General features: G+C 64.3%; 21 protein-coding genes. 2 read left to right on the forward strand and 19 right to left on the reverse strand.

The window, feature by feature from the left end; translation table 11 throughout:
- Positions 1–45 precede the first annotated feature (45 nt).
- The 9 genes from AC04SF_RS02585 to AC04SF_RS02625 all read right to left on the reverse strand — a co-directional run bounded on the left by AC04SF_RS02585 (position 46) and on the right by AC04SF_RS02625 (position 12,270).
- Entirely contained in the window at positions 46–2,103 is a 2,058-nt protein-coding gene (locus tag AC04SF_RS02585; RefSeq protein WP_488476376.1) for a dipeptide ABC transporter ATP-binding protein, read from the reverse strand.
- Positions 2,096–2,974 carry an ABC transporter permease gene (locus AC04SF_RS02590; RefSeq protein WP_115143649.1) on the reverse strand — a complete coding sequence of 293 codons (879 nt, stop codon included), beginning with the start codon at positions 2,972–2,974 and terminating at the stop codon, positions 2,096–2,098. Before AC04SF_RS02590 ends, AC04SF_RS02585 begins: the two co-directional genes overlap by 8 nt.
- Positions 2,971–3,924 carry an ABC transporter permease gene (locus tag AC04SF_RS02595; protein ID WP_096455764.1) on the reverse strand — a complete coding sequence of 318 codons (954 nt, stop codon included), beginning with the start codon at positions 3,922–3,924 and terminating at the stop codon, positions 2,971–2,973. The genes AC04SF_RS02590 and AC04SF_RS02595 overlap by 4 nt, the downstream gene beginning before the upstream one ends.
- A 2-nt stretch (positions 3,925–3,926) precedes the next feature.
- Positions 3,927–6,287: a molybdopterin guanine dinucleotide-containing S/N-oxide reductase gene (locus AC04SF_RS02600; protein WP_488476377.1), complete on the reverse strand. Its 2,361-nt coding sequence runs from the start codon at positions 6,285–6,287 to the stop codon at positions 3,927–3,929.
- A 133-nt stretch (positions 6,288–6,420) separates the two neighbouring features.
- On the reverse strand, positions 6,421–8,085 hold the full coding sequence (locus tag AC04SF_RS02605; RefSeq protein WP_488476378.1) for an ABC transporter substrate-binding protein: 1,665 nt from the start codon (positions 8,083–8,085) through the stop codon (positions 6,421–6,423).
- Positions 8,086–8,348: 263 nt separating this feature from the next.
- On the reverse strand, positions 8,349–9,533 hold the full coding sequence (locus tag AC04SF_RS02610; RefSeq protein WP_488476379.1) for a mandelate racemase/muconate lactonizing enzyme family protein: 1,185 nt from the start codon (positions 9,531–9,533) through the stop codon (positions 8,349–8,351).
- Position 9,534: 1 nt separating this feature from the next.
- Positions 9,535–10,641 carry a mandelate racemase/muconate lactonizing enzyme family protein gene (locus AC04SF_RS02615; RefSeq protein WP_488476380.1) on the reverse strand — a complete coding sequence of 369 codons (1,107 nt, stop codon included), beginning with the start codon at positions 10,639–10,641 and terminating at the stop codon, positions 9,535–9,537.
- A 37-nt stretch (positions 10,642–10,678) separates the two neighbouring features.
- On the reverse strand, positions 10,679–11,371 hold the full coding sequence (locus tag AC04SF_RS02620) for a GntR family transcriptional regulator (RefSeq protein ID WP_488476381.1): 693 nt from the start codon (positions 11,369–11,371) through the stop codon (positions 10,679–10,681).
- A gap of 110 nt (positions 11,372–11,481) precedes the next feature.
- Positions 11,482–12,270 carry a HalD/BesD family halogenase gene (locus AC04SF_RS02625; RefSeq protein WP_488476382.1) on the reverse strand — a complete coding sequence of 263 codons (789 nt, stop codon included), beginning with the start codon at positions 12,268–12,270 and terminating at the stop codon, positions 11,482–11,484.
- Positions 12,271–12,371: 101 nt separating this feature from the next.
- On the opposite strand from AC04SF_RS02625, the gene AC04SF_RS02630 reads away from it, so the two are divergent.
- On the forward strand, positions 12,372–13,280 hold the full coding sequence (locus AC04SF_RS02630; RefSeq protein ID WP_488476383.1) for a LysR substrate-binding domain-containing protein: 909 nt from the start codon (positions 12,372–12,374) through the stop codon (positions 13,278–13,280).
- Positions 13,281–13,344: 64 nt separating this feature from the next.
- Here AC04SF_RS02630 and AC04SF_RS02635 read toward each other — a convergent pair whose 3' ends face one another.
- The 3 genes from AC04SF_RS02635 to AC04SF_RS02645 are packed head-to-tail and all read right to left on the reverse strand — an operon-like array spanning position 13,345 to position 17,933.
- Positions 13,345–14,496, reverse strand: coding sequence for an efflux RND transporter periplasmic adaptor subunit (locus AC04SF_RS02635; RefSeq protein ID WP_488476384.1), 1,152 nt, complete (start codon positions 14,494–14,496; stop codon positions 13,345–13,347).
- Positions 14,497–14,511: 15 nt separating this feature from the next.
- Positions 14,512–17,688, reverse strand: a complete 3,177-nt coding sequence (locus tag AC04SF_RS02640; RefSeq protein ID WP_488476670.1) for an efflux RND transporter permease subunit — start codon at positions 17,686–17,688, stop codon at positions 14,512–14,514.
- Entirely contained in the window at positions 17,682–17,933 is a 252-nt protein-coding gene (locus tag AC04SF_RS02645) for a hypothetical protein (RefSeq protein ID WP_488476385.1), read from the reverse strand. Before AC04SF_RS02645 ends, AC04SF_RS02640 begins: the two co-directional genes overlap by 7 nt.
- A gap of 243 nt (positions 17,934–18,176) precedes the next feature.
- Between AC04SF_RS02645 and AC04SF_RS02650 the strand changes: the two genes are divergently transcribed.
- Positions 18,177–18,767 carry a TetR/AcrR family transcriptional regulator gene (locus AC04SF_RS02650; RefSeq protein ID WP_096458938.1) on the forward strand — a complete coding sequence of 197 codons (591 nt, stop codon included), beginning with the start codon at positions 18,177–18,179 and terminating at the stop codon, positions 18,765–18,767.
- A 411-nt stretch (positions 18,768–19,178) separates the two neighbouring features.
- Here the strand turns inward: AC04SF_RS02650 and AC04SF_RS02655 are convergent, their stop codons facing one another.
- The 7 genes from AC04SF_RS02655 to AC04SF_RS02685 form a co-directional block, all read right to left on the reverse strand.
- Positions 19,179–20,201, reverse strand: a complete 1,023-nt coding sequence (locus AC04SF_RS02655; protein ID WP_488476386.1) for a LacI family DNA-binding transcriptional regulator — start codon at positions 20,199–20,201, stop codon at positions 19,179–19,181.
- 149 nt (positions 20,202–20,350) lie between these two features.
- On the reverse strand, positions 20,351–21,142 hold the full coding sequence (locus AC04SF_RS02660) for an ATP-binding cassette domain-containing protein (protein WP_488476387.1): 792 nt from the start codon (positions 21,140–21,142) through the stop codon (positions 20,351–20,353).
- Between the two features lie 3 nt (positions 21,143–21,145).
- Positions 21,146–22,132 (reverse strand): ABC transporter permease, encoded by a 987-nt coding sequence (locus AC04SF_RS02665; protein WP_488476388.1) that lies wholly within the window; start codon positions 22,130–22,132, stop codon positions 21,146–21,148.
- 116 nt (positions 22,133–22,248) lie between these two features.
- Positions 22,249–23,184 carry a substrate-binding domain-containing protein gene (locus AC04SF_RS02670; RefSeq protein ID WP_488476389.1) on the reverse strand — a complete coding sequence of 312 codons (936 nt, stop codon included), beginning with the start codon at positions 23,182–23,184 and terminating at the stop codon, positions 22,249–22,251.
- A 225-nt stretch (positions 23,185–23,409) separates the two neighbouring features.
- The gene (locus AC04SF_RS02675; protein WP_488476390.1) at positions 23,410–24,444 is read right to left on the reverse strand and encodes an ABC transporter permease; all 1,035 of its coding nucleotides are present in this window, start codon (positions 24,442–24,444) and stop codon (positions 23,410–23,412) included.
- Complete coding sequence (locus AC04SF_RS02680; protein WP_488476391.1) at positions 24,441–25,286, reverse strand: ATP-binding cassette domain-containing protein; 846 nt, start codon at positions 25,284–25,286, stop codon at positions 24,441–24,443. Before AC04SF_RS02680 ends, AC04SF_RS02675 begins: the two co-directional genes overlap by 4 nt.
- Complete coding sequence (locus tag AC04SF_RS02685; protein ID WP_488476392.1) at positions 25,174–25,971, reverse strand: ATP-binding cassette domain-containing protein; 798 nt, start codon at positions 25,969–25,971, stop codon at positions 25,174–25,176. Before AC04SF_RS02685 ends, AC04SF_RS02680 begins: the two co-directional genes overlap by 113 nt.
- Positions 25,972–26,055: the final 84 nt, after the last annotated feature.

Consider the following 26,055-nt stretch of genomic DNA (forward strand, 5'->3'; position numbering starts at 1 on the left):
TGCTCGTGGCATGGCCGGCCTGAGGTAGCCGGCCGGCGATGCCTGCTATGCAGGCTCGGTCACGGCCGCCTTCTGCAGCCTGGCCAGTTCCGGGTAGGGGATGTGGCAGCGGATAGAATGGCCGGGCTGCGCCTCGGCCAGCGGCGGCTCCTGCTGCTCGCAGATCGGGCCGATCTTGCGCGGGCAGCGCGTGTTGAAGACGCAGCCCGGGGGCGGGTTGGTGGCGCTGGGGATTTCGCCGTCGAGCCGGATGCGCGCCGTCTCGGTCTGGTCGAGCTTGGGCACCGCCGACAGCAGCGCTTCGGTATAGGGATGATGCGGCCCGGAGAAGACTTCCTCCGATGGCCCGATCTCCATGATGCGGCCGAGATAGAGCACAGCGATCTTGTCGGAGAGGTAACGCACCACGCCAAGGTCGTGCGAGATGAAGATGTAGCTGACATCCTCCTTGGACTGCAGATCGGCGAGCAGGTTGAGGATCGCCGCCTGCACGGAGACGTCGAGCGCGGAGGTCGGCTCGTCGCAGACGACGATGCGCGGATCGCCGGCGAAGGCGCGCGCAATGGCGACGCGCTGCTTCAGGCCACCCGAGAGCTGGCGCGGCTTGACGGCCAGATGCCGGTCGGTGAGGCGCACCGAGCGGACGAGGTCGTCGAGGCGCGCCTCCTGCGCCTTGCCGGAGAGGCCGGCCAGCCGCTTCAAGGCGCGGCCGAGAATGTGGCGGATCGAATGCGAGCGGTTGAGCGCGGAGTCCGGGTTCTGGAAGACGATTTGCATCGCCTTGACCTGGTCGTCGCCGCGGTTCTCCAGCTTCGGCGCCAGCGCCTTGCCCTCGAGCTCGATGGTGCCGCCGTCATCGGGCGGGACAAGGCCGAGCAACAGCCTGGCAAAGGTGGTCTTGCCGCTGCCGGATTCGCCGACCAGCCCCAGCGTCTCGCCGGGCCGCAGATCGAGCGAGACATCCTTGACGGCGCGCAGGGGCTGGCCATGGCTGGCATAGGTTTTGTTCAGCCCGGCGACACGCAGCACCGGTATGGTTGCCGGCTTGGGCGCCGTCGCAACATCGCTCGGCGTGGCGCGCGGCAGGGCTTGCGCCTTGTCGTGATGGAAGCAGCGCGACAGACGCTTGCCGCGCTCGTCGCTCAGATCATAGAGCGGTGGCAATTCGGTGCGGCAGCGCTCGTCGGCGAGCGCACAGCGGTCGGCAAAGGCACAACCCTTGATGTCGGCGCCAATGCCGGGCAGGAAGCCGGGAATGGTGTCGAGCCGGCCCTGGTCCTTGCGCTGGCCGCCGCGTGGCAGGCAGCGCAGGAGAGCCACGGTATAGGGATGGCGCGGGTCGTTGAAGACGACTTCCGTCGGCCCTTCCTCGACCAGCATGCCGGCATAGAGCACGCCGACCCGGTCGCACATGTTGGAGACGACAGCGAGGTTGTGGCTGATGAACAGGATTGAGGCCGAGAGTTCCTGTCTGAGCTGTGCGATGAGGTCGAGCACCTCGGCTTCCACCGTCGCATCGAGGCCGGTGGTCGGCTCGTCGAGGATCAGCATCGACGGATCGTTGGCCAGCGCCATGGCGATTGCCACGCGCTGCTGCATGCCGCCGGAGAGCTGGTGCGGATAGCGCTGCATGACGCTTGGCGGATCGGAGATGCGCACGCGGTTGAGCATGGCAATCGCCCGATCGCTGGCCGCCTGGCCCGTTATGCCTCCAAGCTCGAAGATTTCGGTCAACTGCCGGCCGATACGGATCGACGGGTTCAGCGCCTTGCCGGGATCCTGATAGACCATCGAGACGCTTTCCGCGCGGGCGCGCCTGAGCGCTTCCGCATCGAGCTTCATGACGTCCTGGCCGTCGAGCGAAATCGCGCCGCCCGTGATCGACCCGTTCCTTGGTAAATAGCGCACGACGGTGAGCGCCACGGTGGATTTGCCGCAGCCGGATTCGCCGACCAGCCCATAGGCCTCGCCTTGCCTGATGTTGAGGCTGAGATTGCGCAGCACGGCGCGGTTGCGCCCGGCGACTCGGTAGGCGACCGACAGATCGCTGAGTTCGAGGGCGTTTTCAGCCTTTGTGGACTTAGTCGGGGCGGAATTAGTCATTGAGCGCTCCATGAACGCCGTCGGCCACAAGGTTGACGCCGATCACCAGCGAGGCGATGGCGAGCGCGTCGAACAGCACCGTCCACCAGAAGCCGCCGCCGATCATGCCGTAATTCGAGGAGATCGACAGCCCCCAGTCGGGCGAGGGCGGCTGGATGCCGAAACCCATGAAGGACAGCGTGGCGACCGCGAAGATGGCATAGCCAAGCCGCACGGTGGTCTCGACCAGGATCGGCGGGATGACATTGGGCAGGATCTCGACGAACATCGTGTGGAAGGCGCTCTCGTGCCTGAGCTGGGCGGCGGCGACGTAATCGAGTTCGCGCTCTGCCAGCACCGCCGAGCGCACGGTGCGGGCGATGATCGGCGCGAAGCTCAGCCCAATGACGACGATGACGGTGGCCTTGGAGGTGCCGAGCGCGACGATCGCGAGCAGCGCGACGATGACCACGGGGATGGCCATGAAGGCTTCGAGAATGCGGCTGACGACATCGTCGACGATGCCGCGGAAATAGCCGGTGAGCAGGCCGAGTGCCGTGCCGGCCACCGTCGCCAGCAGCGTTGCCAGCGGGGCGACGGTGAGGATGTCGCGCGAGCCGACGATGACGCGCGAGAAGACGTCGCGGCCGATCTGGTCGGTGCCGAACCAGTGTTCGGACGAAGGCGGCGCCAGCGCGTTGATGATGTCGTCGGCGAGCGGGTCATAGGGTGCGAAGTGCTCGCCGAACAGCGCGCAGGCGACCCAGAACAGCACGATGAAGAGACCGACAAGGAAGGTCCGCGAGCGCATGAGCGAGAAGAAGACTTCCGCGAGCGGACTGCGCCGGCGCGTGTCGTCTTGCGGGGGAGAGGTTGTCTGGACGGCGCTCATTGGTCTGACCCCAGGCGGATGCGCGGATTGAGCACGGAGTAGAGGAAGTCGGCGATCAATGTCGCCACGGCATAGACGATGCCGATGGTGAGGATGCCGGACTCCAGCATCGGAAAATCCTTGCCGCGCGCGGCGGTGAAGATCAGCGAGCCGATGCCCTGGTAACGGAACAGCGTCTCGATCACCACAAGGCCGCCGATGAGATAGCCGGTCTGCGTGGCGATGACGGTGATGGTCGGCAGCAGCGCATTGCGCAGCACGTGGCGCCAGATCACGGTGCGCCAGGGCAGGCCCTTGAGCACGGCGGTTCGCGTATAGTCGGAATCGAGCGCCTCGATCATGCCGGAGCGCGCCATACGCGCGATATAGCCGAACAGCACCAGGAACAGCGGCAGCGACGGCAGGATCAGATAATAGAGCTGGGTGAAGAAGCCGGCATCCTTGGGCCATGCCGCCGAGATCGGCAGCCAGCGCAGCCACACGCCGAAGATCAGGATCAGGATGATGCCGGTGACGAATTCCGGCAGCACCGTCACCGACAGGCCGCCAAGGCTGATGATGCGGTCGAGCGGGCGGTTGAGGTTGAGCGCCGCTATCACCCCGCCGAGAATGCCGATCGGCACCACCAGCACGAAGGCGACGGCGGCTAGCTTCATCGAATTGCCAAGTGAGTCGATGACGAACGGCGCCACCGGCGAGCGGAAGATGTAGGATGTGCCCATGTCGCCGCGGATGAAATTCCAGATCCAGGTGGCATACTGGGTGAGCAAGGGGCGATCGACGCCCAGCGTATGATTGAGCGCGTCGACCGCGCGCTGGTCGGCGAACGGCCCCAGGATCGCGCGCCCGACATTGCCGGGTAGAACCTGGCCGCCCAGGAACACCATGATGCTGAGCAGGAACAGCGTCACGAGCGACAGGGAAACACGCCGGGCAAAGAAGGAGAGAATGGCTAAGCCTCCTTGTGATGGGGCCGCGGTCCGGTCAGGCCGGGCACGTCGGCTAAATGCACTGTGGCAGGCGGATCGAACACTGTCACCGGGGGAACGGCTCCGTCAAATCGCGACACCTGAACAAGCGTCGAATTGCAGGTCGGCGATTGGGCAAGGCGCGACGTTCCCCGATCAGGCGTCAGCACATTCGGATTGCCATGCTTTTCCAGACTGTTCGGCTGTCCGGGCGAGGAGGGGTCGAACCATGCACCGGTGGGCAGCTGGACGACGCCCGGGATCAGGCCGTCCGTCAGCACCGCGCCCGCCAGGCACGCTCCGCGATCGTTGAAGACGCGCACGACCGCTCCGTCCAGGATGCCGCGCGCGGCGGCATCCGCAGGGTTGATCCACAGCGGCGCCCGGCCCGACACCTTGCCCGCCCGGCTGACCGAGCCGTGGTCGTACTGGCTGTGCAGCTTGTCGCCGGGCTGCGGCGACAGAAGATGCAGCGGGAACCGGCTGGCAAGTTCGCTGCCCAGCCATTCCCGCGGCTCAAGCCAGACGGCGTGGCCGGGACAGTCGTCATAGCCGAAGGAATCGACCGTCGGCGAGAACAGTTCTATGCGGCCCGACGGTGTCGCCAGCCGATGCCGCTCCGGATCGGCCCGGAAGGCGCCGAGCAAAGTCTGCGACGTCACCTGCCGGGCGAGGTCGGCGTGGCCGTCATGCCAGAAACGGTCGAATGTCGGCATCTCGACGCCGGCCGCGTCCGCGCTGTTCCTGGCCTGCTCGTAAAGCAACCGGATCCACTCGCCGGCTCCACGCCCTTCGGTGAAGGCTTCGCTTGTGCCGAGCCGGGCCGACAGCTCCGCAAAGATCCGATAATCGTCGCGAGCCTCCCCAACCGGATCGATCGCTTGCTTCATGGCGACGACGAGGTTTTCCCGGTTCGAAAAGGCGAGGTCGTTTCGCTCCAGCGGTGTGGTGACCGGCAGCACGATGTCGGCATGGCGTGCGGACGCCGTCCAGAACGGCTCGTTGACGATTATCGTTTCAGGCCGCCGCCAAGCCTCGATCAGCCGGTTCAGGTCCTGGTGGTGGTGGAACGGATTGCCACCGGCCCAGTAGACCAGCCTGATATCGGGGTAGACCAGCGCGGCGCCATTGAAGTCGAACGAGCTGCCCGGATTGAGCAGCATGTCGGCCATCCGCGCGACCGGGATGAAGTCCGGTACCTGGTTCTTGCCTTGCGGCACGGACGGCCAGCGGAAACCCATCTCCGGCCTTCCAGCGCCGTTGGTCGACGAATAGCCGAAGCCAAGGCCGCCGCCCGGCAATCCGATCTGGCCGAGCAGCGCGGCCAGCGTGATAGCCGCCCAGTATGGCTGCTCGCCATGGTCGGCGCGCTGCAGCGACCAGCTGACCATCACCATTGTGCGCTTGGCGGCTATTTCCCTGGCCAGTGCGACGATCCTGTCCTCAACCACGCCGCTCAGGGCGGCAGCCCATGCCGGGCTCTTCGGCTGGCCGTCGGCTTCTCCCAGGATATAGGCCCGCACGGCCTCGAAGCCGCTGCAGTAGCGTACCAGGAAGGCCTCGTCATGACGGTGCTCGCTGATGAGAACATGGCACAGGGCCAGCATCAAGGCGGTGTCGCTGTTCGGCCGCAGCGGCAGCCATTCGGTCTCGACACCGCGCGGTGCATCATCCCGCACGGGTGAGATGTTGATCAGCCGGGCGCCGTTGCCGACGGCCTTTTGCAGGGCCGCTGCGGCTTCGTGCCGGGCCGCGCCGCCGCCCTGTATCTGCGCGTTGCGCCAGGGCAGGCCGCCAAAGGCGATGATCAGTTCGCTGTGCCGTTCGATCCCGTCCCAGGTGGAATGATTGCCTGTCAGGCCGTCGGTTCCGCCAAGCACATGCGGCAGGATGATCTCGGCCGCGCCGTAGGAATAGCTGAGCACCGAACTCGTATAGCCGCCAATCGTGTTGAGGAAGCGGTGGACCTGGCTCTGCGCATGGTGGAACCGCCCCGCGCTCGCCCAGCCATAGGATCCCGCATAGATCGCGCTGTTGCCATGCGCGACGCGGACACGGTCCAATTCGGCCGCGACGATGTCCAGTGCCGTTTCCCAGGGAACTTCGACGAAAGCCTCGCCGCCACGCCCACCCTTGCCGCTGGACCTCTCTCCCTCAAGCCAGCCGCGCCTGATGGCGGGACGGGACACGCGCAGGTCGCCCTGCACCGTGCCGAGCATGGACTTGCCGATCGGCGATGGATCGGGGTCGCCGCTCCATGGCTCCACGCCGACGAGCCTGCCGTTCTCGGCACGGACTTCGTAGGTCCCCCAATGCATGGTGGTGAGCAGGGTCTCGGACTCCATGGGCAATGATCGATCGTCCCGCAACGCGAGGTTCCGCGTCAGGCCGGCGCGCAGCGCCTTGCCTCGGCCTGACAGCGAAAGCACCAGCCCCGGAGGGGGCTGGTAGTTGCGGGATGGGCTTGTCTGCCTCCGCTTAGGCCTTCGATGCCTTTTCGAGGAACAACTGCGACATGGCGGTCGGCTGCACGCCGGCCACACCTTTGGCCGTCGCCGTCAGGTAGTCGTAGAAATAGCCGAAGATGACCGGCGTTTCCTCGAGCAGCAGCTTCTGGATCTTGCCGGCGTCAGCCTTCTGCGCCTCGAGGTCGAGCGCGGCGATGTAGCTGTTTGCCAGCGTGTCGTAATCCTTGTTCTTGAAGTGCGCTGCATTCCAGGTGCCGTCGCTCTTCAGCGGTGCCGCAAGGAAGACGTTCGGCACGCCACGGTGACCATAGTCGGTGATGCCCATCACCGAATCCAGCCAGTTCGATTTGCCGAACACGGCGTCGCCGTAATACGCGCCCTGGTCGAGGATGTTGAGCTCGAGCTCGATACCGATCTCCTTGACCCAGTTCTGGATGAGCTGGGCGTATTCGGGGATTTCCAGATAACGCTCGGTGGTCAGCGTCACCTTGAAGCCCTTGCCGGCGCCGGCTGCTTCCATCAGCTGCTTGGCCTGCGCGATGTCCTGCTTGCGCTGCGGCACACTCGTATCGGTCGACGGATAGGCAGGCGCGAACGGGCTGTCATTGCCCGGCGAAGCCCGGCCTTTCATCAGGCCGGCGACCAGCTTGTCGCGATCGAGGCTGAGCGCGATGGCTCGGCGCACGCGCGGGTCCTTGAACGGATCGGAATCGCAGCGCAGATGCAGTTGCTGGTGGGCGACAGACTTCAGGCTGATGATGTCGATGCTCGGATCGTTGAGCAGTGCGACGCCGGCCAGAACCGGCATCTGGTTGATGATGTCGACCTGTCCGCCCTGCAGCGCCAGGATCATCGGCTGCGTGTCGGCGAAGAAAGTGAACTCGGTGCGGTCGGGCAGCGCCTTCTCGCCCCAATAGTCGTCGTTGCGGACGAAGGAGGCGCCGACCTTGGCGGTGTATTTTTCGACCTTGAACGGCCCGGTGCCGTCGAAGCTTTTCTCGTAGTCGCCCTTGTAGCTCGCCGGGATGATGACGGCGTTGTAATTGTCCGACGACACCATGTAGGGGAAGTTGCCGTTCGGCGCGTCGAGATGGAATTCCACCGTATAGTCGTCGACCTTCTTGGTGGCGCCCTTCTGCAGGATGCCGGTGAACACCGACAGAGCATTGGACGAGTTCGCCGGGTCGGCAAGGCGGTCGATGCTGGCCACGACATCGTCGGCCTTCATCTCGCCGCCTGAGTGGAATTTCACACCCTTGCGCAGCTTGAAGGTCCACACCGTGCCGTTGTCGTTCGGCTTCCAGCTTTCCGCCAAAGCCGGCTTCAGCACAAGGTCTGGGCCGTCAATGCAGAGGAATTCGGCAACCTGCTGCAGCACGACGAGGCCGCCGGCATCGGCAATGGTAACCGGGTCGATGGCTGCCGCCGGCACGCTGCTGGCGACGCGGATGGTGGCGCCGGCTGCGCCCGCGGCGCGCGCCAGCGACGGCATGCCGCCAAAGCCGGCGGCCGTGGTGATGCCGCCCAGAAGCGGCAGCGACAGGCCGAGCAGGCTGCCGTGGCGAATGAAGTCGCGGCGGCTGACACGGCCGTCGACGAGACCGTCGATGAGATGGTTTTCGAGCGGCGAGCGATTGCGCCGGATCAGGTCGAGAATGCGATAGTTCTTGCTCATGGGTTTAACCCTTTCCCCTGTTTCTTATGGCTGAAGATGCACTTCCGGTTGACGTAATTCCGAGGAGTTCTCCTGTCCTGGCCATCAACGAAGTCGGTCGACCGGGACTGTAGCATGCTGTCTTTTCTGGTCCATCCGATCCTTGCGGCGCAGGGGTCAGATTTTCTTGAAGCAATGCTTCCATCCCGTCAGGTCCTGCCGTGGCGATCCAATCGCTGTGGCGGACCCTTGTTGTTGAATAAGTCTCCTTTCCCTTCTCGGTCCTAGTTCAGCGGCAGGCGGCGATATGTGCCGGGCTTTGCCGGGTCGTGATATTTGTTGCACGGGCCGTTCTCGACGAAATCGCGGTGGCAGGCCGCGAGGTTTTTCTGTGACAGCGTGACGCCGAGGCCGGGGCCTTCCGGCACGCGCACGACATTGTTCCTCGGCGAAAACGGCCCTTCCTCGGTGATGTCCATGGGCTGCATGCGAAACAGCGACTGGTTCGGCTCCCGGATCCAGCCGAGCGCTGCGCACAGGTGCAGATAGGCCGCGCTGCCGATGCCGCTGTCGCCGCTGTAGCACCAGAAATCGATGCCGGCGTGTTCGCAGGCGCCGACGAAGCGCAGCATGCGGCCGATGCCGCCATGCGCCGTCGGGTTGCCGACAAAGGCGTCCGGAACCTTGAGGTCCATGGCGCGCGCAATGTCGATGTTATGGGTCGAAAACGGGATCGAGCAATGCTGCCGCAACTGCCGCATCTCCTCGATGGTCGCCACCGGATCCTCCCAGTTGCGCACGCCAAGGTCTTCGAGCGGCCGCGCCAGCCGCCGCGCCGTCGCCAGCGAATAGGCCTGGTTGGAATCGATGCGGATGATCGCCTCGTCGCCGAGCCTTTCGCGGATCAGCTCGACCATTCTCAGCGAGACTTTCGGGTCCTCGGTCGAGAATTTGCCTTCGAAGAAGGTCGTGCCATGCGTCTCGTGCAACTCCGCACAATAGTCGGCGACTTCTTCCGGCGTCGTCTCGCCTTTCACCTTCGGGCCGTCGCCGCGCAGCGAGAAATAGTCGGTGAACGGGATGTCCTTGCGCACCGCGCCGCCAAGCAGCTGGTAGAGCGGCTGCTTCCACGCCTTGCCGCGCAGGTCCCACAGCGCCATCTCGACGGCGCCGAAGGCCATGATGCGGGTGCGGTCGTTGATCGACTGCACGCCGGTCCAGTAGGGCAGGCAGACATGCTCGGCGCCGGCGATGTCGATGGCATCGCGGCCGATGAGGCGCTCGGCCAAGACACCATTGATGATCGCGGCCGCCGCCGGCGTCGGCGCCTCGCCCAGGCCAATCAGCCCATCCTCGGTCTCGACCTCGACAATGGTCTGCGAAAACCCGTCGAGCTCGCCGAACACCCAGCCATAGGGTGCTTCGAGGCGCAGATTGATCGGCGTGGCCTTGATGCTGCGGATTTTCATCTCAGCCGCCGATTTCAAAGAACGGCTTGCCGAGCAGGCTCGGGTCCACGTCGATGCCGAGACCGGGTCCGTCTGGAATGCCCATATGACTGCCGGTGACCGGCGGGGCGTTGAAGGCCGTACGCACCGTCACCCATTCATGGAAGGCAATGGCATGCAACCGCCGCTCTTGCGGCGTGGACAGCGACAGATGTGCCATCGCCGCCGTGTCGATCTCGGCGCCGCCAGTGTCCTCGACCGTGATCATGAAGCCAAGGTCGACGGCCACGTCGCGGATCTGCCGGGTCCTGGTCACGCCGCCCAGCCGCGAGATCTTCAACGTCAACCCGTCGGCCGCGCCCAGGCGATGGATTTCCAGCATTGCCTCGAGCGAGATGACGGATTCGTCGAGCACCATCGGCTTGTCGAGCATGCGGCGCACCGACATGTTCTCCTCGATCGTCGTGCAGGGCTGCTCGAACGTGTAGTCGATGCCACGCGTGGCATCGGCGAACTGCCGTGCCTGATAGGGTGTCCAGCCGGCATTGGCGTCGCAGAAAATCACCGTACCTTTCGGCACGGCCGAGGCGACTGTCGTTACCCGCTCGATGTCGTCGTGCACATTGCCGCCGACCTTGACCTGCAGACGGCGACAGCCCTCTGCGATGATCCTTTTTGCCAGTGCCGCCATCTGATCGAGCGTGCCGTGGGTGACGACCCGGTAGGTCTCCGCCATATCGCTTTCGCGGCCGCCGAGCATGGTCACCAGCGGCACGTCGGCGGCGCGCGCGGCGAGATCCCAGCACGCCATGTCGAGCGCCGATTTGATGTAGGGGTGGCCCTTGAACACCGTGTCCATCAGCCGGCCGATGCTGGCCAGCCCACGTGGATCGTGGCCGATGAGATGCGGCGCGATTTCGGGCACGCCCGCGCGGGCGCCGGCCGGGAAGGCTGCCGAGTAGAAATTGCCGAGCGGCGCCATCTCGCCCCAGCCGGTCAGGCCGCTGTCGGCGGTGATGGCGACGATCACCGCGTCGAAGCAGCCGGCCTCACGCCCCTTGGACATCCGGTAGGGCCCGTCCACGAAGGGCTGCACCACATGGTAGGCTTTGATGGATTTGATCTGCACTCTGTCTGTCCGCTGGCTACAATGTCTGGGGAATTGATCAGGCGCCCCTCGATGGGCGCTGTTCGAGGCCGCGTGCGTAAGAAAGCAGCTGTTCGAAATCGACATGGATATGCTCGCGGGCATGGCTCTGGGCAGCACGCATGTCGGTGCCCTTCATCAGCCGCACGTAAGTCTCATGGACGTCTTCAGCCGGCACCGGCTCATTGCGCGCATGCTGGTGCAGCGCGAAATACATCTGCAGCCGGCTGGTCAGCCGCTGCCAGGTTTCCAGCAGCACGGAATTGTCGGCCCATTCGTAGATCAGCCCATGCAGTTGCAGCGCCGTTTCGATCTGCCTTGTGGTGTCGAGGTTGCGTGTCGCCTGCTTCACCGCTTCGTGGCGGCGGTCAAGTTCATCGAAGAAACGCTGGTCGCGCTGTGGCCATGTCCGCTCGATGGCGAACTCGTCCAGCACCTGGTTGAGCGAATAGGCATCGTCAATGTCCTTGGCCGTGACATCGATGACGAAGGTGCCGGCATAGGGAATGCTGGTCAGGAGACCTTCCTGCACCAGCTCGCGCATCGCCTCGCGCAACGGCGCGCGGCTGACCCGCATCTGTTCGGAAATCCGGAGCTCGTTGAGCTTCTGGCCGGGTTCCAGCTGACCGGTCAGGATCGCGCGCCGCAGCAGCGCGACGATTTCGGCGCGGCGCGTCGTGTCGGCAATCGGGCTGAAATCCGTCTTCACCATCCGGCCCACTCCAGCGAGAACAGAAGGCAAGACAATCAGATTGTCGACAATCTAACAAGATAGCATTTTCGGATTTTTCACCCGGCAACCCGGTCGATGAGTTGGGCGGCTCAGGCCGCCCGGCCATAGAAGCCGACCCGCTCCTCGGCGCTGAATATCACCCCCGGCTTCTCATAGTAGGAGAACACCGCGATCATGCGTTCGCGCTCGCCTTCGACCGTGGTGACACGGTGTGCGGTGTTCTTGCCGCGGAAGACATTGAGCGTACCGGGCTTCATGCGCAGGATTCTTGCGTCGGGATCACGCCCTTCGAGCAGCCGGGCCACACCCTCATAATTCGGGTTGTCATCCGACCTCAGATCGGTGCGGTATTCCAAATCGCCGCCGCGCTCCGCCTGCTGCAGCAGCAGCGTCGTGGTGAATTCCGAGCGGTCGAAATGCCAGTTCAACGCCTCGCCAGCGCGATAGGCCATGACATTGGTGCGAGCCAGCGGATCCTGCATGACATGCAGTTTTGCCTTGCCCATCGTCGCCGCCAGGAACCGCACCAGCGGTTCATACTCGTAGATGGCAAGCACGGTGCTGCCGGGAATCTGGTCGGCGCAGACCGTATGGCTTGTTGTTTCGACCTTGCGCAGCGCGGGATGCTCGGGTGCGAGTTCGGGGATATCGGGCTTGAAGTAGATGTTATGCATGCGCTTGTGGACATGGGACTGCGTGTCCATCACCGGCTTGATTTCCCGCACCGCCCGTTCGGCGACGCCAGGCCGCAGAAAACCTTCGAGGTTGAACATGCCGTCGGCCCTGAGGGCTTCGATCGACTGTTCGACGAGGCGGTTCCATTCGGTGCTGCCTTCGCGGTCGAGCGGATAGCGGTCGAGATTGAGAATGTCTTTCATGTCGCGTGCTCCATAGGTTGGGCACAGAAGACGGCAAAAAATTCTTTCTCTCAACGGGGAAAATTATTAGGATTGGCCAAGAAAAACTTGTGGAGCCTGGCATGGAGAAGCTGCCGCCGCTGAACGCGATCAAGGCCTTCGAGGTCGCGGCCCGTGCCGGCAGCTTCACCCTGGCGGCGAGCGAACTTGGCGTGTCCTCCGCGGCGGTCAGCCAGCAGATCCGCAATCTCGAAACCTGGTTCGGCAAGCAGCTGTTCGTGCGCACGGGCAACCGCATCACGCTGACGGACGCCGGCCACGCCATCTATCCGCAGACCGCGCGCGCGCTGGGCGACATCGCCGCCATCGGCCAGCGCATGCTGGAAGGCGGCTTGAGGACGCGTCTGGTCGTCAGCGTGCCGTTTTCGCTGGCCGAGCTGTGGCTGGCGCCGAGGCTGGCCGCTCTTCTCGAGGCCTTTCCGCATATGGCGATCGATGTGCGGGCGGAAGACGATCCGATCGACCTGATGCGCTGGAATGTCGACCTGCGCATCTCCTATGGCGACTATCACTATCCCAATCTGCGGATGGTCCGCCTCGTCCACGACGACGTGCTGCCGGTCTGCGCGCCGGAATTCTGGCACCGGCATGGCAACGGTGATCCGGGGCTCACGGACCTGCATGAGAGCCTGTTCATCCACACCAATTGGGGGCCGAACTATGCTTCGCACCCGAGCTGGGCTGACTGGTTCGCGGCATGTGGCGGCAGCCGCTCGCCCGACCCGTCGCATGGGCGGCGTGTCGGCCTGTCCAGTCTGGCGATCGCCTCGGCGAGGCTGGGTCTGGGCATCGCGCTTGGCCAGCGGGTGATGGCGCAGGCCGATCTGGAGGCTGGCCGCCTGATCGCGCTCTCGCCAGTCTCTGTGCGCCTCGGTCACCCCTATTGCGCCTTCATGCCGCCGGCCAAGGTCGACCGTGCCGATGTGGCCGCTCTTGTCGGCCTGCTCGAAAAAACGGCGCCCACGACCTGAAAAAATGGCGCCCCGACCTGTGGGAAGGCCGGGGCGCCGCGCAAAAACCGGGCCTGCGGGGGATTCAGGTAGCCGGTTTCTGTGGCAGTGGCGAGATCGGCATTCCAGGTCCGATCTTCTGCAGATTGCCTGTGATCACCTGGTCGCCTTCGGAGACGCCGCTCAGGATGGCCACCAGATCGCCGCTGGTCGGGCCAAGGGAGACCAGCCGCTGGTCGACCGTGTTGCCCTTGCCGACGACGTAGAGGTATTTGCCGAGCTGGCTCGAACCCAGCGCCGTCTGTGGTACCATCAGCGCATCGGGCTGCTGCCTGATATGCAGCCGCACGCGGACATACTGGCCAGGGATGAGCGTAAACTTCGCATTGCCGATGGTGGCGCGTGCGGTGATGGTGCCGGTCGAATGATCGACCGTATTGTCGATGAAGGTGAGTTCACCCTTCTGGCTGGACTCGGTCGCGCCAGGAAGCAAAACCTCGACCTCGATCGGGCCGGCCGCGCGGGCCTGCTCGATCTCGGCCAGATCCGTCTCGCTCGGATTGAAGGTGACATAGATAGGGTCGAGCTGCACCAGCGTGTTGAGCACCGTGCCGGCGACGCTGACCAGCGTGCCGACCGAAGCCTGGTTGCGGCCCAGGCGCCCGGTGAACGGAGCGTGGATCTCGGCGTAGCTCAGATTGAGCTCCGCCGTGCGCACGGCCGCCTGGTTGAGCGCCAGCGACGCCTGCGCTTCGCGCAAGGTGCTGGTGCGCTGGTCGAAACTGTCCTTGTCCAGGTAACCGCTCTTGGCGAGCTCTGTGCCGCGGCCGAGATTGGACCGCGCATAGTCGAGCGTCGCCGTATCGCGCTGGACCTGGGCCTTCGCCTGGTCGAGCGCAGCCTGGAAGTCGTCAGGCGAGATCTTGTAGAGAATATCGCCCTGCCGCACATCGGCGCCGTCCTGCGCCGTCTGTTCCTGCAAATAGCCGGGTACGCGCGCCTGCAACGTGATGCTGCGGATCGGCTCGATGCGGGCGGCATAGTCGAGATAGATCGGGATCGTCTTTTTGACCACGCTCGCCACCGGCACCGGCATCACGAATGCCGCAGGAGCGGGCGCAGCCCCAGCCGTGCTGGCGCTCAGCCTGAGATTGCCCATGTCGAGCAGGTGGACGCTGGCCACCGAGATCGCACCCAGCGCGACCGCCGTTCCCAACGCGATTTTCCATTTACGCATGATTAGTCTCCAATCTTATTCGGCCGCTTCCGCCAGGGGAGGGAAGGCGGGTTCGGCAGTTGGTTCAGTATGTTGGGAAGCGGACTCGCCGCTTTCGCGGCGCTCCCGCAGCTGTTCGATGACTGCGTAGAAGACCGGCACGAACACCAGCGACAGGATGGTCGCGGCGACCATGCCGCCAAACACCGTGGTGCCGATCGACTGGCGGCTTGCCGCGCCGGCGCCTGTCGCGAACATCAGCGGCAGCACGCCGAGGATGAAGGCGAAGGCCGTCATCAGGATCGGCCGGAGTCTCAGCCGCGCGGCTTCCATCGCCGCCTCGACGATGCTGAGGCCCTCCTCGCGCCGCCGTCTGGCGAACTCGACGATCAGGATCGCGTTCTTCGCCGCCAGGCCGATCAGCATGACGAAGCCGATCTGCGAGTAGACGTCGATCTGCATGCCGCGCACCCAGAGCGCCGCGAACGCGCCAAACAGGGCGAGCGGCACGGCGAGCAGCACCATGAACGGCATCGCCCAGCTCTCATACTGCGCCGCCAGGATCAGGAAGACGAAGACGATGGCGAGGCCGAAGACGACGGACGCGATCGATCCTGCCTTGAGTTCCTGGAAGGTGATGCCGGTCCATTCGAAACCGAAATCCCTGGGCAGCGCGGTGGCAGCCGCCCGTTCCATGGCAGCAACCGCCTGGCCCGAGGAGAAGCCCGGTGCGGCACCGCCATTGATCGAGGCGGAGGCATTGTTGTTGTAGTGCGGCACGGTCTCCGGACCGACGAACGGCACCAGCTTGCCCAGCGTGCTGAGCGGCACCATGCCGCCGGAGGCATTGCGCACATAGAGCCGCGAAATGTCGGCCGCGCCCGCACGTGCATCCTTGTCGGCCTGGATGGTCACCCGGAAGGTGCGGCCAAACAGGTTGAAGTCATTCACGTAGAGCGAGCCGAGATAGATCTGCAGCGTGTTGAAGACATCAGGCAAATTGAGGCCGAGGAGCTTCGCCTTGCTGCGGTCGAGGTCATAGTTGAACTGCGGCGTCGAGGTCGAGAACGGCGAGAACAACTGCTGCGGATTGATTTCCGGCTGCTTGCGCGCCTCGGCGATCACAGCTTGCGTCGCGTCGTTGAGGGCCGTGCTGCCGCGACCGGTGAGATCCTCGACGACGAATTCGAAACCGCCCGTCGTGCCGATACCCGGGATCGAAGGCGGATCGAAGGAGAGCGCGAAGGCTTCCGGTATCTGCAACAGCTTGCCGCGCACATCGGCAACGAGCTTTGATGCGCTCTGGTCGGGAGTACGCTCCTCCCAGGGCTTCAGAATGGCAAACTCGACCGCCGAGTTCGACTGTGCGGCACTGGTCAGGAAGTTCAGTCCGCTGATCGAGCCGACAATGTCGACGCCGGGGGTTGCCTGCAGGATGTCGCGCGCCTTCTGGGCCACCGCGTCGGTGCGCTCGAGTGAGGCGCCGTCGGGCAGCTGGATGACGACGAAGAAATAGCCCTGGTCCTCGACCGGAAGGAAGGTCGACGGCAGGCGCTGCCAGACAAAATAGGTGGCAACCAGGCCGGCCGCGAACAGGCCGAGCATGATCCAGCGCAAGCGGATGAGAATGCGCACGCCATGGGCGTAGGCATGCGACATTTTGTCGAAACCCGTATTGAACCAGCGGAACAGCACGAACTGCGTCTCGCCGCGATGGCGCAGGAAGGCGGCGCTGAGCGCGGGGCTGAGCGTCAGCGAATTGAAGGCGGAAATGCCAACCGAAATCGCCACCGTCAGCGCGAACTGGTTGTAGAGCTTGCCGGAAACGCCGGGAATGAAGGCGACCGGCACGAACACCGCCATCAGCACGGCGGTGGTGGCGATGATCGGACCGGTGACTTCGGCCATGGCGGCCTTGGTCGCCGCCAGTGGCTTCAGCCCGGCCTCGAGCTGTCGTTCGACATTCTCGACCACCACGATGGCGTCGTCGACGACAAGGCCGATCGCCAGCACCATGCCGAGTAGGGAGAGCATGTTGAGCGAGAAGCCCATCATCTCCATGACGACGAGCGTCGCCACCAAAGACACCGGAATGGCGATGGTCGGGATGATCGTCGTGCGCCAGCTCTGCAGGAAGATGAACACCACGGCGACGACGAGCACCAGGGCTTCGCCGAGCGTGATCAGCACGTCATGCATCGACGCCGAGACGAAGCGCGTCGTGTCGTAGTGCATTGCATAGGACACGCCCTTCGGGAAACGGGCCGACAGCTCCTGCATCTTGTCTTTTACGCGCTGCTGAAGGTCGAGCGCGTTGGAGCCGGGCATCTGGTAGACGGCGAGCACCACGGTCGGTTCCTTGCCGAAGAAGGCCGAGGATGAATATTGCAGCGCGCCGAGCTCGATGCGCGCGACGTCGCGAAGCCGCACCAGTGAGCCGGTGTCGGTGTTGGCGCGCACGACGATGTCGCCGAACTCCTTCGGGTCGCTCAGGCGGCCGACGGCATTGACCTGCATTTCGAAGGCGGTGCCGGCGGGCGCCGGCGACTGGCCGATCTTGCCGGCCGCCACCTGGACGTTCTGCTCGGCGATGGCATTCTGCACGTCGACGGCGGTGATGCCGAGATTGGCGAGCTTGTCCGGGTCGAGCCAGACACGCATCGAATAGCGCCGCTCGCCGAAAATCTGAACGTCGCCGACGCCTTGCAGGCGCTTCAGCGGATCGACGACCTGCAGATAGGCAAGGTTCGAGAGCGCCACCGGATCGACGGAACTGTCGGGCGAGGTGAGGTTGACGATCAGCACGAAGTTCGGGTTCTGCTTCTTGATCGTAACGCCGCCCTGGTTGACGATCGCCGGCAGCGACGAGGCCGCCTGCGAGACGCGGTTCTGCACGTCGACGGCGGCGGTGCTGAGGGAATAGCCGACATCGAAGGTGATGGTGATGGTCGAGGAGCCGTCATTGGAGCTCGTCGACGACATGTAGGTCATGCCTTGCACGCCGTTGATCTGCTGCTCCAGCGGCGTCGTCACGGTATCGGCCACGACTTGCGCGCTGGCGCCCGGATAGTGGGCGCTGACCACGACCTGGGGCGGCGTGATGTCGGGAAACTGCGAGACCGGCAGCAGGAAATAACAAATCGTGCCGGCGAGCACCATGATGATGGCGATCGCCGAGGCGAAGATCGGACGGTGGATGAAGAAGTTTACCACGACACGCATGCCTCGCCGGCTGCTGTTGCCCGCCCAAAGGCGCTGGCAACCCTGGACAAATGGCCGTGCCCGTCACGGGGGACTTCCCGTGACCGCAGCAACGGCACCTCGCGACGCTGCCCATCGGCAAGCGAGCGAAGCATCTTCTCGAAGGCGCGGGGATCGACCCCATCTGCCTTCATGACCAGCCGGATCATCGGATCCCGGACGGCCTCATCTATGGTAAGATCGCGGCGCTGTGGCATTGGCCGGCTCCTTGTCTGTCGATTCGCAGCCCATGCTCGCGAACCGTTTTTCATTTCCTCACCGGCCGAAGCCGCATGATTGGCAGTTTCTCGTCCCTCTCATCTGGCAGGACCAGTTCACGGCCTTGTTATTGACGACGGACGACATAGGTGTTACCAGTAAGTAACATCTACATAGTTACAGACCGGTAACACCCTAGTCAAGAGGTGGCCGTGGTTTTTAGGAAACGAAAGGAGATCATGATGACAGACAGCGTCGTGGAGCGCTCGCGTCCCCGGGATCGGATCCTGGAGACGGCACGCGACATGTTCCACAAGCACGGCATCAAGGGCGTCGGCGTCGACGCCATCACCGAAGCTGCCGGCACAAACAAGATGACGCTCTATCGTCACTTCGAATCCAAGGATGATTTGATCGTCGAGTGCCTGCGCGCCAATGCGGCCAAGGCCGGCGCCATGTGGGACACGTTCGAGGCCGAATTTCCCGGCGACAAGCTCGCACAACTGCATGCCTGGGTTCGCAAGGCGGCTGCCATGCTCAATGCCGACGGCCGTGGCTGCGACATGGCCAATGCTGCCGCTGAACTGGCCGAGCCGGACCATCCGGCGAGGCTGGTGATCAAGGAACTCAAGGAAGCCCAGCGCGAGCGCCTTGTGACGCTGTGCCGGGACGCGGGCATCGGCCAGGCCGAACTGCTCGCCGATACGTTGTCGCTGCTGTTCGAAGGCGCGCGTGTCAGCGTGCAAACGGTGGGCACCGAAGGGCCTAGCACGCAGTTCGTGCGCATGGCTGAAGGGCTGATCGTTTCCTTCCGAGGCACTGCCGCCGGTTGAAGTCCGCCCCTTCTGGCGATTTACCGGTCGTATGACCGCGACAGCGCGGGCCCTTTGGTGCGAGTGGCGCACGAATTTTCGACGGCTGAACGAAAAAAGCCCGCTGCCGGGAGGAGGTGGCAGCGGGCTCGATTTCGAGTGTGGCGCGGGAGGAGGTGCACCCCACTCAGCGTCGGCATCGCATCTGGGAGGAGTAGATGGCCGACAACCAGAACCTACGAATTGCCCAATGATTCGGCAACAATGAATTGTGCATAGCAGCTGTGCAGATTTGCCGTGTCAATTATCCTACAAATGCGGGAAACCGGCTTTGCCCAGAGCAATTCCAGGAAAAGTGTGAAGCGATTTTCCCGGGAAAGCGCATAGCGCTTTCCCTTTGGGAATTGCGTTAAAAATCTAAGCCGCCCCACCTTACTGGACCGGCACGTTTTCCCGAAAAATCAGGCGCGGCTCGATGAATTTCCGTGTGAGATAGGGCGCCGATGAGGCGATTGAGCCGAGCAGGCGGATGACCGACTGTTCGGCAATCAGCCTGGCGTTCTGGTCGATGACGACGTCGGCGAGATCGTCAACGAGGTAACCGCGCGTTTCCCTCGTCAGATCGTGGCAGATAAACACCGGCTTGCGGTTGGGCCTGGCTTCCCGGATGGCTTTCGCAACGCCGGAGCGTCCGGCTCCGACGCAATAGATGCCGAGCAGTTCCGGTTCATTGTGCAGCGCCTTCATGGTTTCGGCGTAGCTGGCATCCGGCTCGTCATTGATCTCGACGGCGCTGGTCACGGTGAGGTTGGGGAATTCCTCGCCAAGCACGGAGCGAAAGCCCATTTCACGCTCCTCATGGCCGCGATAGGAGCGCGAACCGACGACCATCGCCAGATGGCCCGCGCGGCCGCCGAGGAAGCGCCCCATGAGAAGTGCCGCCGTTCGCCCCGCCACCCGGTTGTCGATGCCGACATAAGCCGAGCGAGGGGCGGCCGGAATGTCGGACACCAGCGTCACCAGGCGGATGCCGGCCTCGACAATATCGCGCAGGATGTTGCGGGTTCGTGGATGGTCGACGGCGATGACCCCGACGCCATTGGCCCTCAGCGACAGGTTCTCGACGGCGCTCTGCAGCGCGTTCGGCGAGATGCCAGCGAGATTGTGGATCCGGCACGAAGCGACCAGCGGCAGGCGTGATGCGTAGTCCTCGATGTGCCTTGCCAGATCCTGCATGAAGGCGTTGCTGCCGATCGGCAGGAAGAATTCGAGGTTGGCGGGCTTCGAGGGAAGCGTCACCTGATCGGCGACCGGCAGATAGCCAAGCTGCTTGGCGGCCTCCATGACGCGTTGCCGGTTGGCCGCGCTGGCGCCGGGCCGGTTGTTGAGCACCCTGTCGACCGTCGCGGTCGAGAGCCCGCAATTCCTGGCGATGTCGGAGACGGTGGCCTTCATGCCGCAACCCTATGCGCCGATGCGATGGCGCGCCAGACGGGTGATGTGTCAGGCGATGTGCCAAGGGATGCGATCTGAGGGGCGGGTGATCGATACCCATCGCCAGGACGCGCATTCCGTTGCTTCGACAAAACGGCTTCCGCCCGTCCTCAATGCGCCGGCTTGCCGTCGGCGATGGCGTCGCGGATTTCCTTGTCCGACATGCCGGTGATGATCCGCTCGACGTCCGTCACGGTCGTCTTCTTCGGATCGATGTCATCGGCGACCACCTTGCCCCGGCGCATGACGACGATGCGGTCGACCACCTGGAAGACATGGTGGATGTTGTGCGCGATGAAGATGCAGGAGTGGCCGGAATCGCGGGCGTTGCGCACGAAGCTCAGCACGCCTTGCGTTTCGGCGACGCCGAGATTGTTGGTCGGCTCGTCGAGGATGATGAGGTCGCTGTCGAAATGCATGGCGCGCGCGATCGCCACGGCCTGGCGCTCGCCGCCGGAGAGCGAGCCGATCGGCGTCGTCGGCGGAATGTTCTTCGAGATGCCGACCTGTTTGAGCAGGTCGCGGGCGACAGTGTTCATCGCCTCCTGGTCCATGCGGTTGAGAAAGCGCGGCGGCTTGATCGGCTCGCGCCCGAGGAAAAGATTGCGGGCGATCGACAGTTGCGTGACCAGCGCGGAATCCTGGTAGATGGTCTCGATGCCCTGCGCGATGGCGTCGCTGGTACTGCGCAAGCTGACCTTCTTGCCGCGGATGAAGATGTCACCGCTGGTCAGCGGCACGGCGCCCGACAAAACCTTGATCAGCGTCGACTTGCCGGCGCCGTTGTCGCCGAGCAGGCCGACGATCTCGCGCTCGTTGACATGGAAGTTGGCGTCCTCCAGTGCCTGCACGCGGCCGTAGGACTTGCGGATGTTCTGCATGCGGATCAATGGCTCGGCCATGGTTCAAGTCCCTGCCTGATGCCGGCGTTCCAGCCATGAGTGGAGCGCCATCATGCCAAGAATGATCGCGCCGATGAAGATGTTGTAGGCAAGACCGGGCACGCCGATCAGCACGATGCCGTTGCGCATCACGCGCAGGATCAGGATGCCGAGCACGGTGCCGATGATGGTGCCGCGTCCGCCGGTCAGCGCCGTGCCGCCGATCACCACCATGGCGATGACTTCCAACTCGTAGCCGGTGCCGCTGTTGGGGTTGGCGGCGGACGTGCGCAGCGAGGAGATGACGCCGGCCAGCGAGGCCATGAGCGACGACAGCACGAACAGGCCGATCTTGACGCGGTTGACATTGACGCCGCGGGCGCGCGCCGCGTTGGGATTGCCGCCCGCCGCCTGGATCCAGTTGCCTGTCCGGCTTTGCGTCAGCACATAGCCGAGCGCGATCGCCGCGGCGATAAACCAGAACAGCGACATGTAGATGCGAAACGGCCCGATGAAGAAGTCGCCGACCAGCGCCTCCGCCAGCCAGCTGCCCTCGGCACTCCAGGTGCGCTGCGGAAAACCGTCGGTGATGAAAAGCGCGCTGCCGCGCACCACCAGAAGCATGCCGAGCGTCACCAGGAAGGACGGGATCTTGAGCTGGGTGACGAACCAGCCATTGACCAGGCCGATCAGGGCGGCAACCACCAGCGCCGCCACGAAGCCTATTTCCAGCGAGGTGACGCCGCCATTGAACAGCGTCCACATCAGCACCGGCGAGAAACCGAAAAGGGAGCCGACCGACAGGTCGAATTCGCCCGATGTCATCAGCAAGGTCATGGCGAGCGCGATCAGGCCGAGTTCGACCGTGAAGGCCAGCGTGTTGGAGATGTTCTGCGGCGACAGGAAATCGTGATTGAAGCCCCAGAAAACGCCGATCTCGACGACGAGCAGGACGAAGGGACCGAATTCCGGCCGCGCAATCAGGCGTTGGACAAGCGAATGATTTTCCACAGGGAATCCGCGACATGATGGGAATGGCTGACACCTGCACCGGTTCGGCGAGGCTCGGCGAATGGGCAAGCCAGTCGCGACCGTGGATACGATCGCGACTGTTTGGGTCCGGGACGTTACTTGCCGGACAGGATCTTGTCGTAGACGCCGGCGGTGTCCTTCTCGTAGAGCGCGCCGGTGATGACGTTGAAGCCCGGAGGGATGCCCGACGCCGCCATGTTGGCGAGCGAGAGCGCGACATAGCTGGTCGCCTGCGGATCCTGCCACTGGCCGGCATTGACATAGCCGTTCAGCACTTCCTGTGTGGTGTCGAGCGAATTGCCCCAGCCGACGACCGGGATTTCGCCGGGCTTGACGCCGACCTGGTCGAACACCCGCTTGATCGAGCCGGTGACGAGATCGCCCAGGCCGATGATCGCATTGACCTTGCCCTTGTGGGCGGTGAGATAGTCGACCATGCGGTTGATCACTTCGGCCTGGTCGAGCGTCGCCTCGGTCACTTCATAGGTGATGCCGAGCGGTCCGAAGACGCTCTTGATGCCTTCCTCTTCCTGGACGCCATAGGTGGCGCCGGGGATCTCGACCGGCATCCAGACGAAGTCGCCCTTCTTCACCAGGCCCTTGTCGACCAGATATTGCGCCCAATGCTTGCCGAAGGTGACGTTGTCGCCGCCGACATAGGCATTGAAATTGGCCTTGGGATCGGGCGTGTTGAAGTTGATGATCGGGATGTTGGCGGCGCGGGCTTCCTTGACGATCTCGACAAGGCTGCCCGGATCGGGGCTGGTGGTGACGATGCCGTCGGCCTTGGCGGAGAGGGCGGCGCGGACCGCTTCCTGCTGCGAGGCGACGTCGCCATTGTGGAACGAGGTGTTGACGGTGTTGCCGGTGTCCTTGGCCCATTGCTTGGCACCGGCCAGGAAGTAGGTCCAGACCGGATCGGCCGGGCCGCCATGTGAAATCCAGTAGAAGGTCTTGGCCTGCGCCGCTGCCGGAATGAGCGTTAGCGCGACCAGAAGGCCGTAGAGCACAAGTCTTAGTCTTGTCAGCATTTGATTTCCTCCCGGTTGAAGATGATCCGTCCCTTGTTCCGGCTCCAGCCGGATTGCGTCTTTTGCCAGCGCCGCTCGGATGCCTCAGAGCATTCCCTTTTTCGACGGATGGCAAGCCTCCATCTGCAGATGTAGTTGGCGCCTGACGCGGCGCCATCAACGATCCCATCAGATTGCATCAGTCGGGGTGATTTTTCAGGGCAGCCGGATGATTGGCGCTGAGGCTCAGCCGAGAGGATTGTCCCCGATGTGTCCTGCACGCCGGTTGCGCCACAGCCGGATCAGCCGGTCGACCGCCAGGGCAAGCACGACCAGGGCGCCAGTGCCGAAAGTGCTCCACGCGGCATCGACGCCAAGCATGCTCATGGCGCTGAGGATCACCTGGAGGACCAGCATGCCGATCGCGGCACCGATGACGCTGCCGTGGCCGCCTGCAAGCGATGTGCCGCCGATGATGGCCGCGGCGATTGCCACCAGCGCGAAAGTGCTGCCCTCACCGGTAACAACCGCGCCGTGGACGCCGAGATGGATAACACCGGCCAGTCCCGCCATCGCACCCATCAGAACCAGCGTCAGCACCCGTACTTTCGAGGTTGGAATACCGGCATGGGCGGCAGCTTGCGGATTGCTGCCCACGGCCTGGACCCGGTAGCCGAAGCGGGTGCGGTGGAGGACGACATGCAGTACCAGCGCCAGCACGACGAAGATGACGCCCGCTGCCGGCACGACGACGAACGCCTTGCCCGACAGCGTCGCGAAGAAGCTCCGGTCCGCGCCTGGGGGCACGATCGTCTGTCCCTTGACAGCGACCAGCGACAGGCCCTGGATCATCCACCAGGTACCGAGCGTCACCACCAGGGCCGGCAGGCGCAGCACGATCGCCAGCAGGCCGTTGACCAGGCCGAGGCCGGCACCCGCAGCGACCCCGACCAGGGCGGCAGGCCAGGGGTCCATTCCCGCAACCATAAGCAGGGCCGCCAGGGCCGCCGCGAGATGGAAGACGGCACCCGCCGAAAGGTCGATCTCGCGAGCCGCGAGCACGAAAACCATGCCGATCGCCAGCAGGCCGGGCAGGGCGGCTTGGCCCAGCACCGACAGCAGGTTGGCCGGTTCGAGGAAGGAAGAGTTCAGCCAGCCAAGCAGTGCGAGCAGCAGGGCAAGTGCAACGACAGCGCCGCTCTCGGACGGCAGCCGAATGCTGCGTCTGGCTTGATGGTTTACTGAGCCGGCAAGCGGCGGCACGGTATCGGTCCTGGTCATGCCGCACTCTCCCGATTGCTCCTACGGTTTTCGTCCGCGGGCTTGCCCGAGGTGATCAGCGTCAGAAGCCTGCCCACATCCATATCGTCGCCGGCGATTTCGCCGGCCAGCCTGCCCTGATGGAAAGCAAGGATGCGATCGCAGAGCCCTGTCAGTTCGGACAGCTCGCTGGAATGCAGCAGCACGATGCAGCCGCGGGCTGCCATCTGGCGGATCAACGCGTAGATCTCCTGCTTGCTGCCGATGTCGATGCCGCGGGCGGGTTCGTCGAGCAGCACCACTTGCGGGCCGATCTCCAGCCATTTGGCGATGATCACCTTCTGCTGGCCACCGGCCGAAAGCGAGCCCGCCGGCATCTCGGGCGTGCTCCTGATGCGCAGCGCCTCGATCTGCCGAGCGGCGCGGCCGAGCGCCGCCTCGGGCGAATACCAACGCGAACCCCAGTCGCGTGCGCCGACGACGACGTTCGCCATGTTGAAGGCGATCGACTTGTCGGGCATCAGCCCATTGCCGCGCTCGCCCGAAATCATGCAGATGCTGCGGCGCGCCGCTTCCGTCTGCGTCCTCGGCAAGCCGTCGCCATCGGGATAACGCACCTTGCCTTGGCGCGGTCTGCGCAGCCCGAACAACAGGGCAAGCAGGTCGCTCGATCCAGAACCGGCAAGCCCGAGAATCTGGCCGGCGTGGGCCGTTAGGTTGACCCCGGAAAGAATGCCGCCGCCGAGCCCGTTAATGGTGATCTGCGGCCGCAGCGTGCCGGCCAGCGTCGGCAGGGTCCTGAGCGGCAGCGGGAACAGTGACTGGCGCAACTGGCCGATCATCGCTTCCTCGGACGTTGTCAACTCCTGCCGCGCCTTTGATAAGACGTCGCGGCCGTTGCGGATCACCGTCAGCTGGTCGGCGATGGCAAGTGCGTCCCCCAACCGGTTCGACGCGTAGAGCATGCTCATGCCCCCTGGCTTTCAGCCCCCGCAGCACCGCGAACAGCCGCTCGCTCTGGCGCTGGTCGAGCGCTGAGTTCGGGTCGTCGAGGAGGAGAAGCCTCGGGTTTTCCAGCAGCGCACGGGCGACCGCGACCAGCTGCCGTTCACCGGGCCCGAGATCGCCGAGCGGGGCGTGGACATCGACGTCGAGACCAAGCTGGCGAAGCAGCTCGCGGCTGCGTGCCTCCATTTCGCGCCGTGAGATCAGCCCGTTGTGGAGCGGCTCGCGGTTGACGAACAGATTGGCCAGCACCGGGCGCTCGGGAAACAGCCCCGGCTGTTGCAGGACCACGCCGATGCCGAGCTTGCGCGCCGCGTTGGGGCTGTCGATCGTCGCGGTCTTGCCGTCAAATTCGATGATGCCGCGGTCCGGCCGGACAATGCCCGCCAGCATCTTTGTCAGCGTCGATTTGCCGGCGCCGCTTTCGCCGACCAGCGCGTGGATCGAGCCGCGCTCGACCACAAGGTTCATGTCATCGAGCGCGACCGTACCGCCAAAGCGCCTGGCGACCTTGCGCACGAACAGGATCGGCGAATCGGACATCGGAACGGCCCCCCGACCGCACCGCGATCTTGAAGCGCTTTGCGTCCGCCGTCATCCGGGTTTCGCATAAAATTGTGTTGATTG

The organism is Mesorhizobium sp. CNPSo 4671, from assembly GCF_057784245.1.

Coding starts and splice junctions, on each gene's coding strand:
- AC04SF_RS02635 (WP_488476384.1), bottom strand. CDS start 14,496: ATGCGTAAATGGAAAATCGCGTTGGGAACGGCGGTCGCGCTGGGTGCG.
- AC04SF_RS02620 (WP_488476381.1), bottom strand. CDS start 11,371: ATGGTGAAGACGGATTTCAGCCCGATTGCCGACACGACGCGCCGCGCC.
- AC04SF_RS02630 (WP_488476383.1), top strand. CDS start 12,372: ATGGAGAAGCTGCCGCCGCTGAACGCGATCAAGGCCTTCGAGGTCGCG.
- AC04SF_RS02685 (WP_488476392.1), bottom strand. CDS start 25,971: ATGTCCGATTCGCCGATCCTGTTCGTGCGCAAGGTCGCCAGGCGCTTT.
- AC04SF_RS02650 (WP_096458938.1), top strand. CDS start 18,177: ATGACAGACAGCGTCGTGGAGCGCTCGCGTCCCCGGGATCGGATCCTG.
- AC04SF_RS02675 (WP_488476390.1), bottom strand. CDS start 24,444: ATGACCAGGACCGATACCGTGCCGCCGCTTGCCGGCTCAGTAAACCAT.
- AC04SF_RS02585 (WP_488476376.1), bottom strand. CDS start 2,103: ATGACTAATTCCGCCCCGACTAAGTCCACAAAGGCTGAAAACGCCCTC.
- AC04SF_RS02655 (WP_488476386.1), bottom strand. CDS start 20,201: ATGAAGGCCACCGTCTCCGACATCGCCAGGAATTGCGGGCTCTCGACC.
- AC04SF_RS02600 (WP_488476377.1), bottom strand. CDS start 6,287: ATGGAGTCCGAGACCCTGCTCACCACCATGCATTGGGGGACCTACGAA.
- AC04SF_RS02645 (WP_488476385.1), bottom strand. CDS start 17,933: ATGCCACAGCGCCGCGATCTTACCATAGATGAGGCCGTCCGGGATCCG.
- AC04SF_RS02625 (WP_488476382.1), bottom strand. CDS start 12,270: ATGAAAGACATTCTCAATCTCGACCGCTATCCGCTCGACCGCGAAGGC.
- AC04SF_RS02670 (WP_488476389.1), bottom strand. CDS start 23,184: ATGCTGACAAGACTAAGACTTGTGCTCTACGGCCTTCTGGTCGCGCTA.
- AC04SF_RS02610 (WP_488476379.1), bottom strand. CDS start 9,533: ATGAAAATCCGCAGCATCAAGGCCACGCCGATCAATCTGCGCCTCGAA.
- AC04SF_RS02660 (WP_488476387.1), bottom strand. CDS start 21,142: ATGGCCGAGCCATTGATCCGCATGCAGAACATCCGCAAGTCCTACGGC.
- AC04SF_RS02590 (WP_115143649.1), bottom strand. CDS start 2,974: ATGAGCGCCGTCCAGACAACCTCTCCCCCGCAAGACGACACGCGCCGG.
- AC04SF_RS02605 (WP_488476378.1), bottom strand. CDS start 8,085: ATGAGCAAGAACTATCGCATTCTCGACCTGATCCGGCGCAATCGCTCG.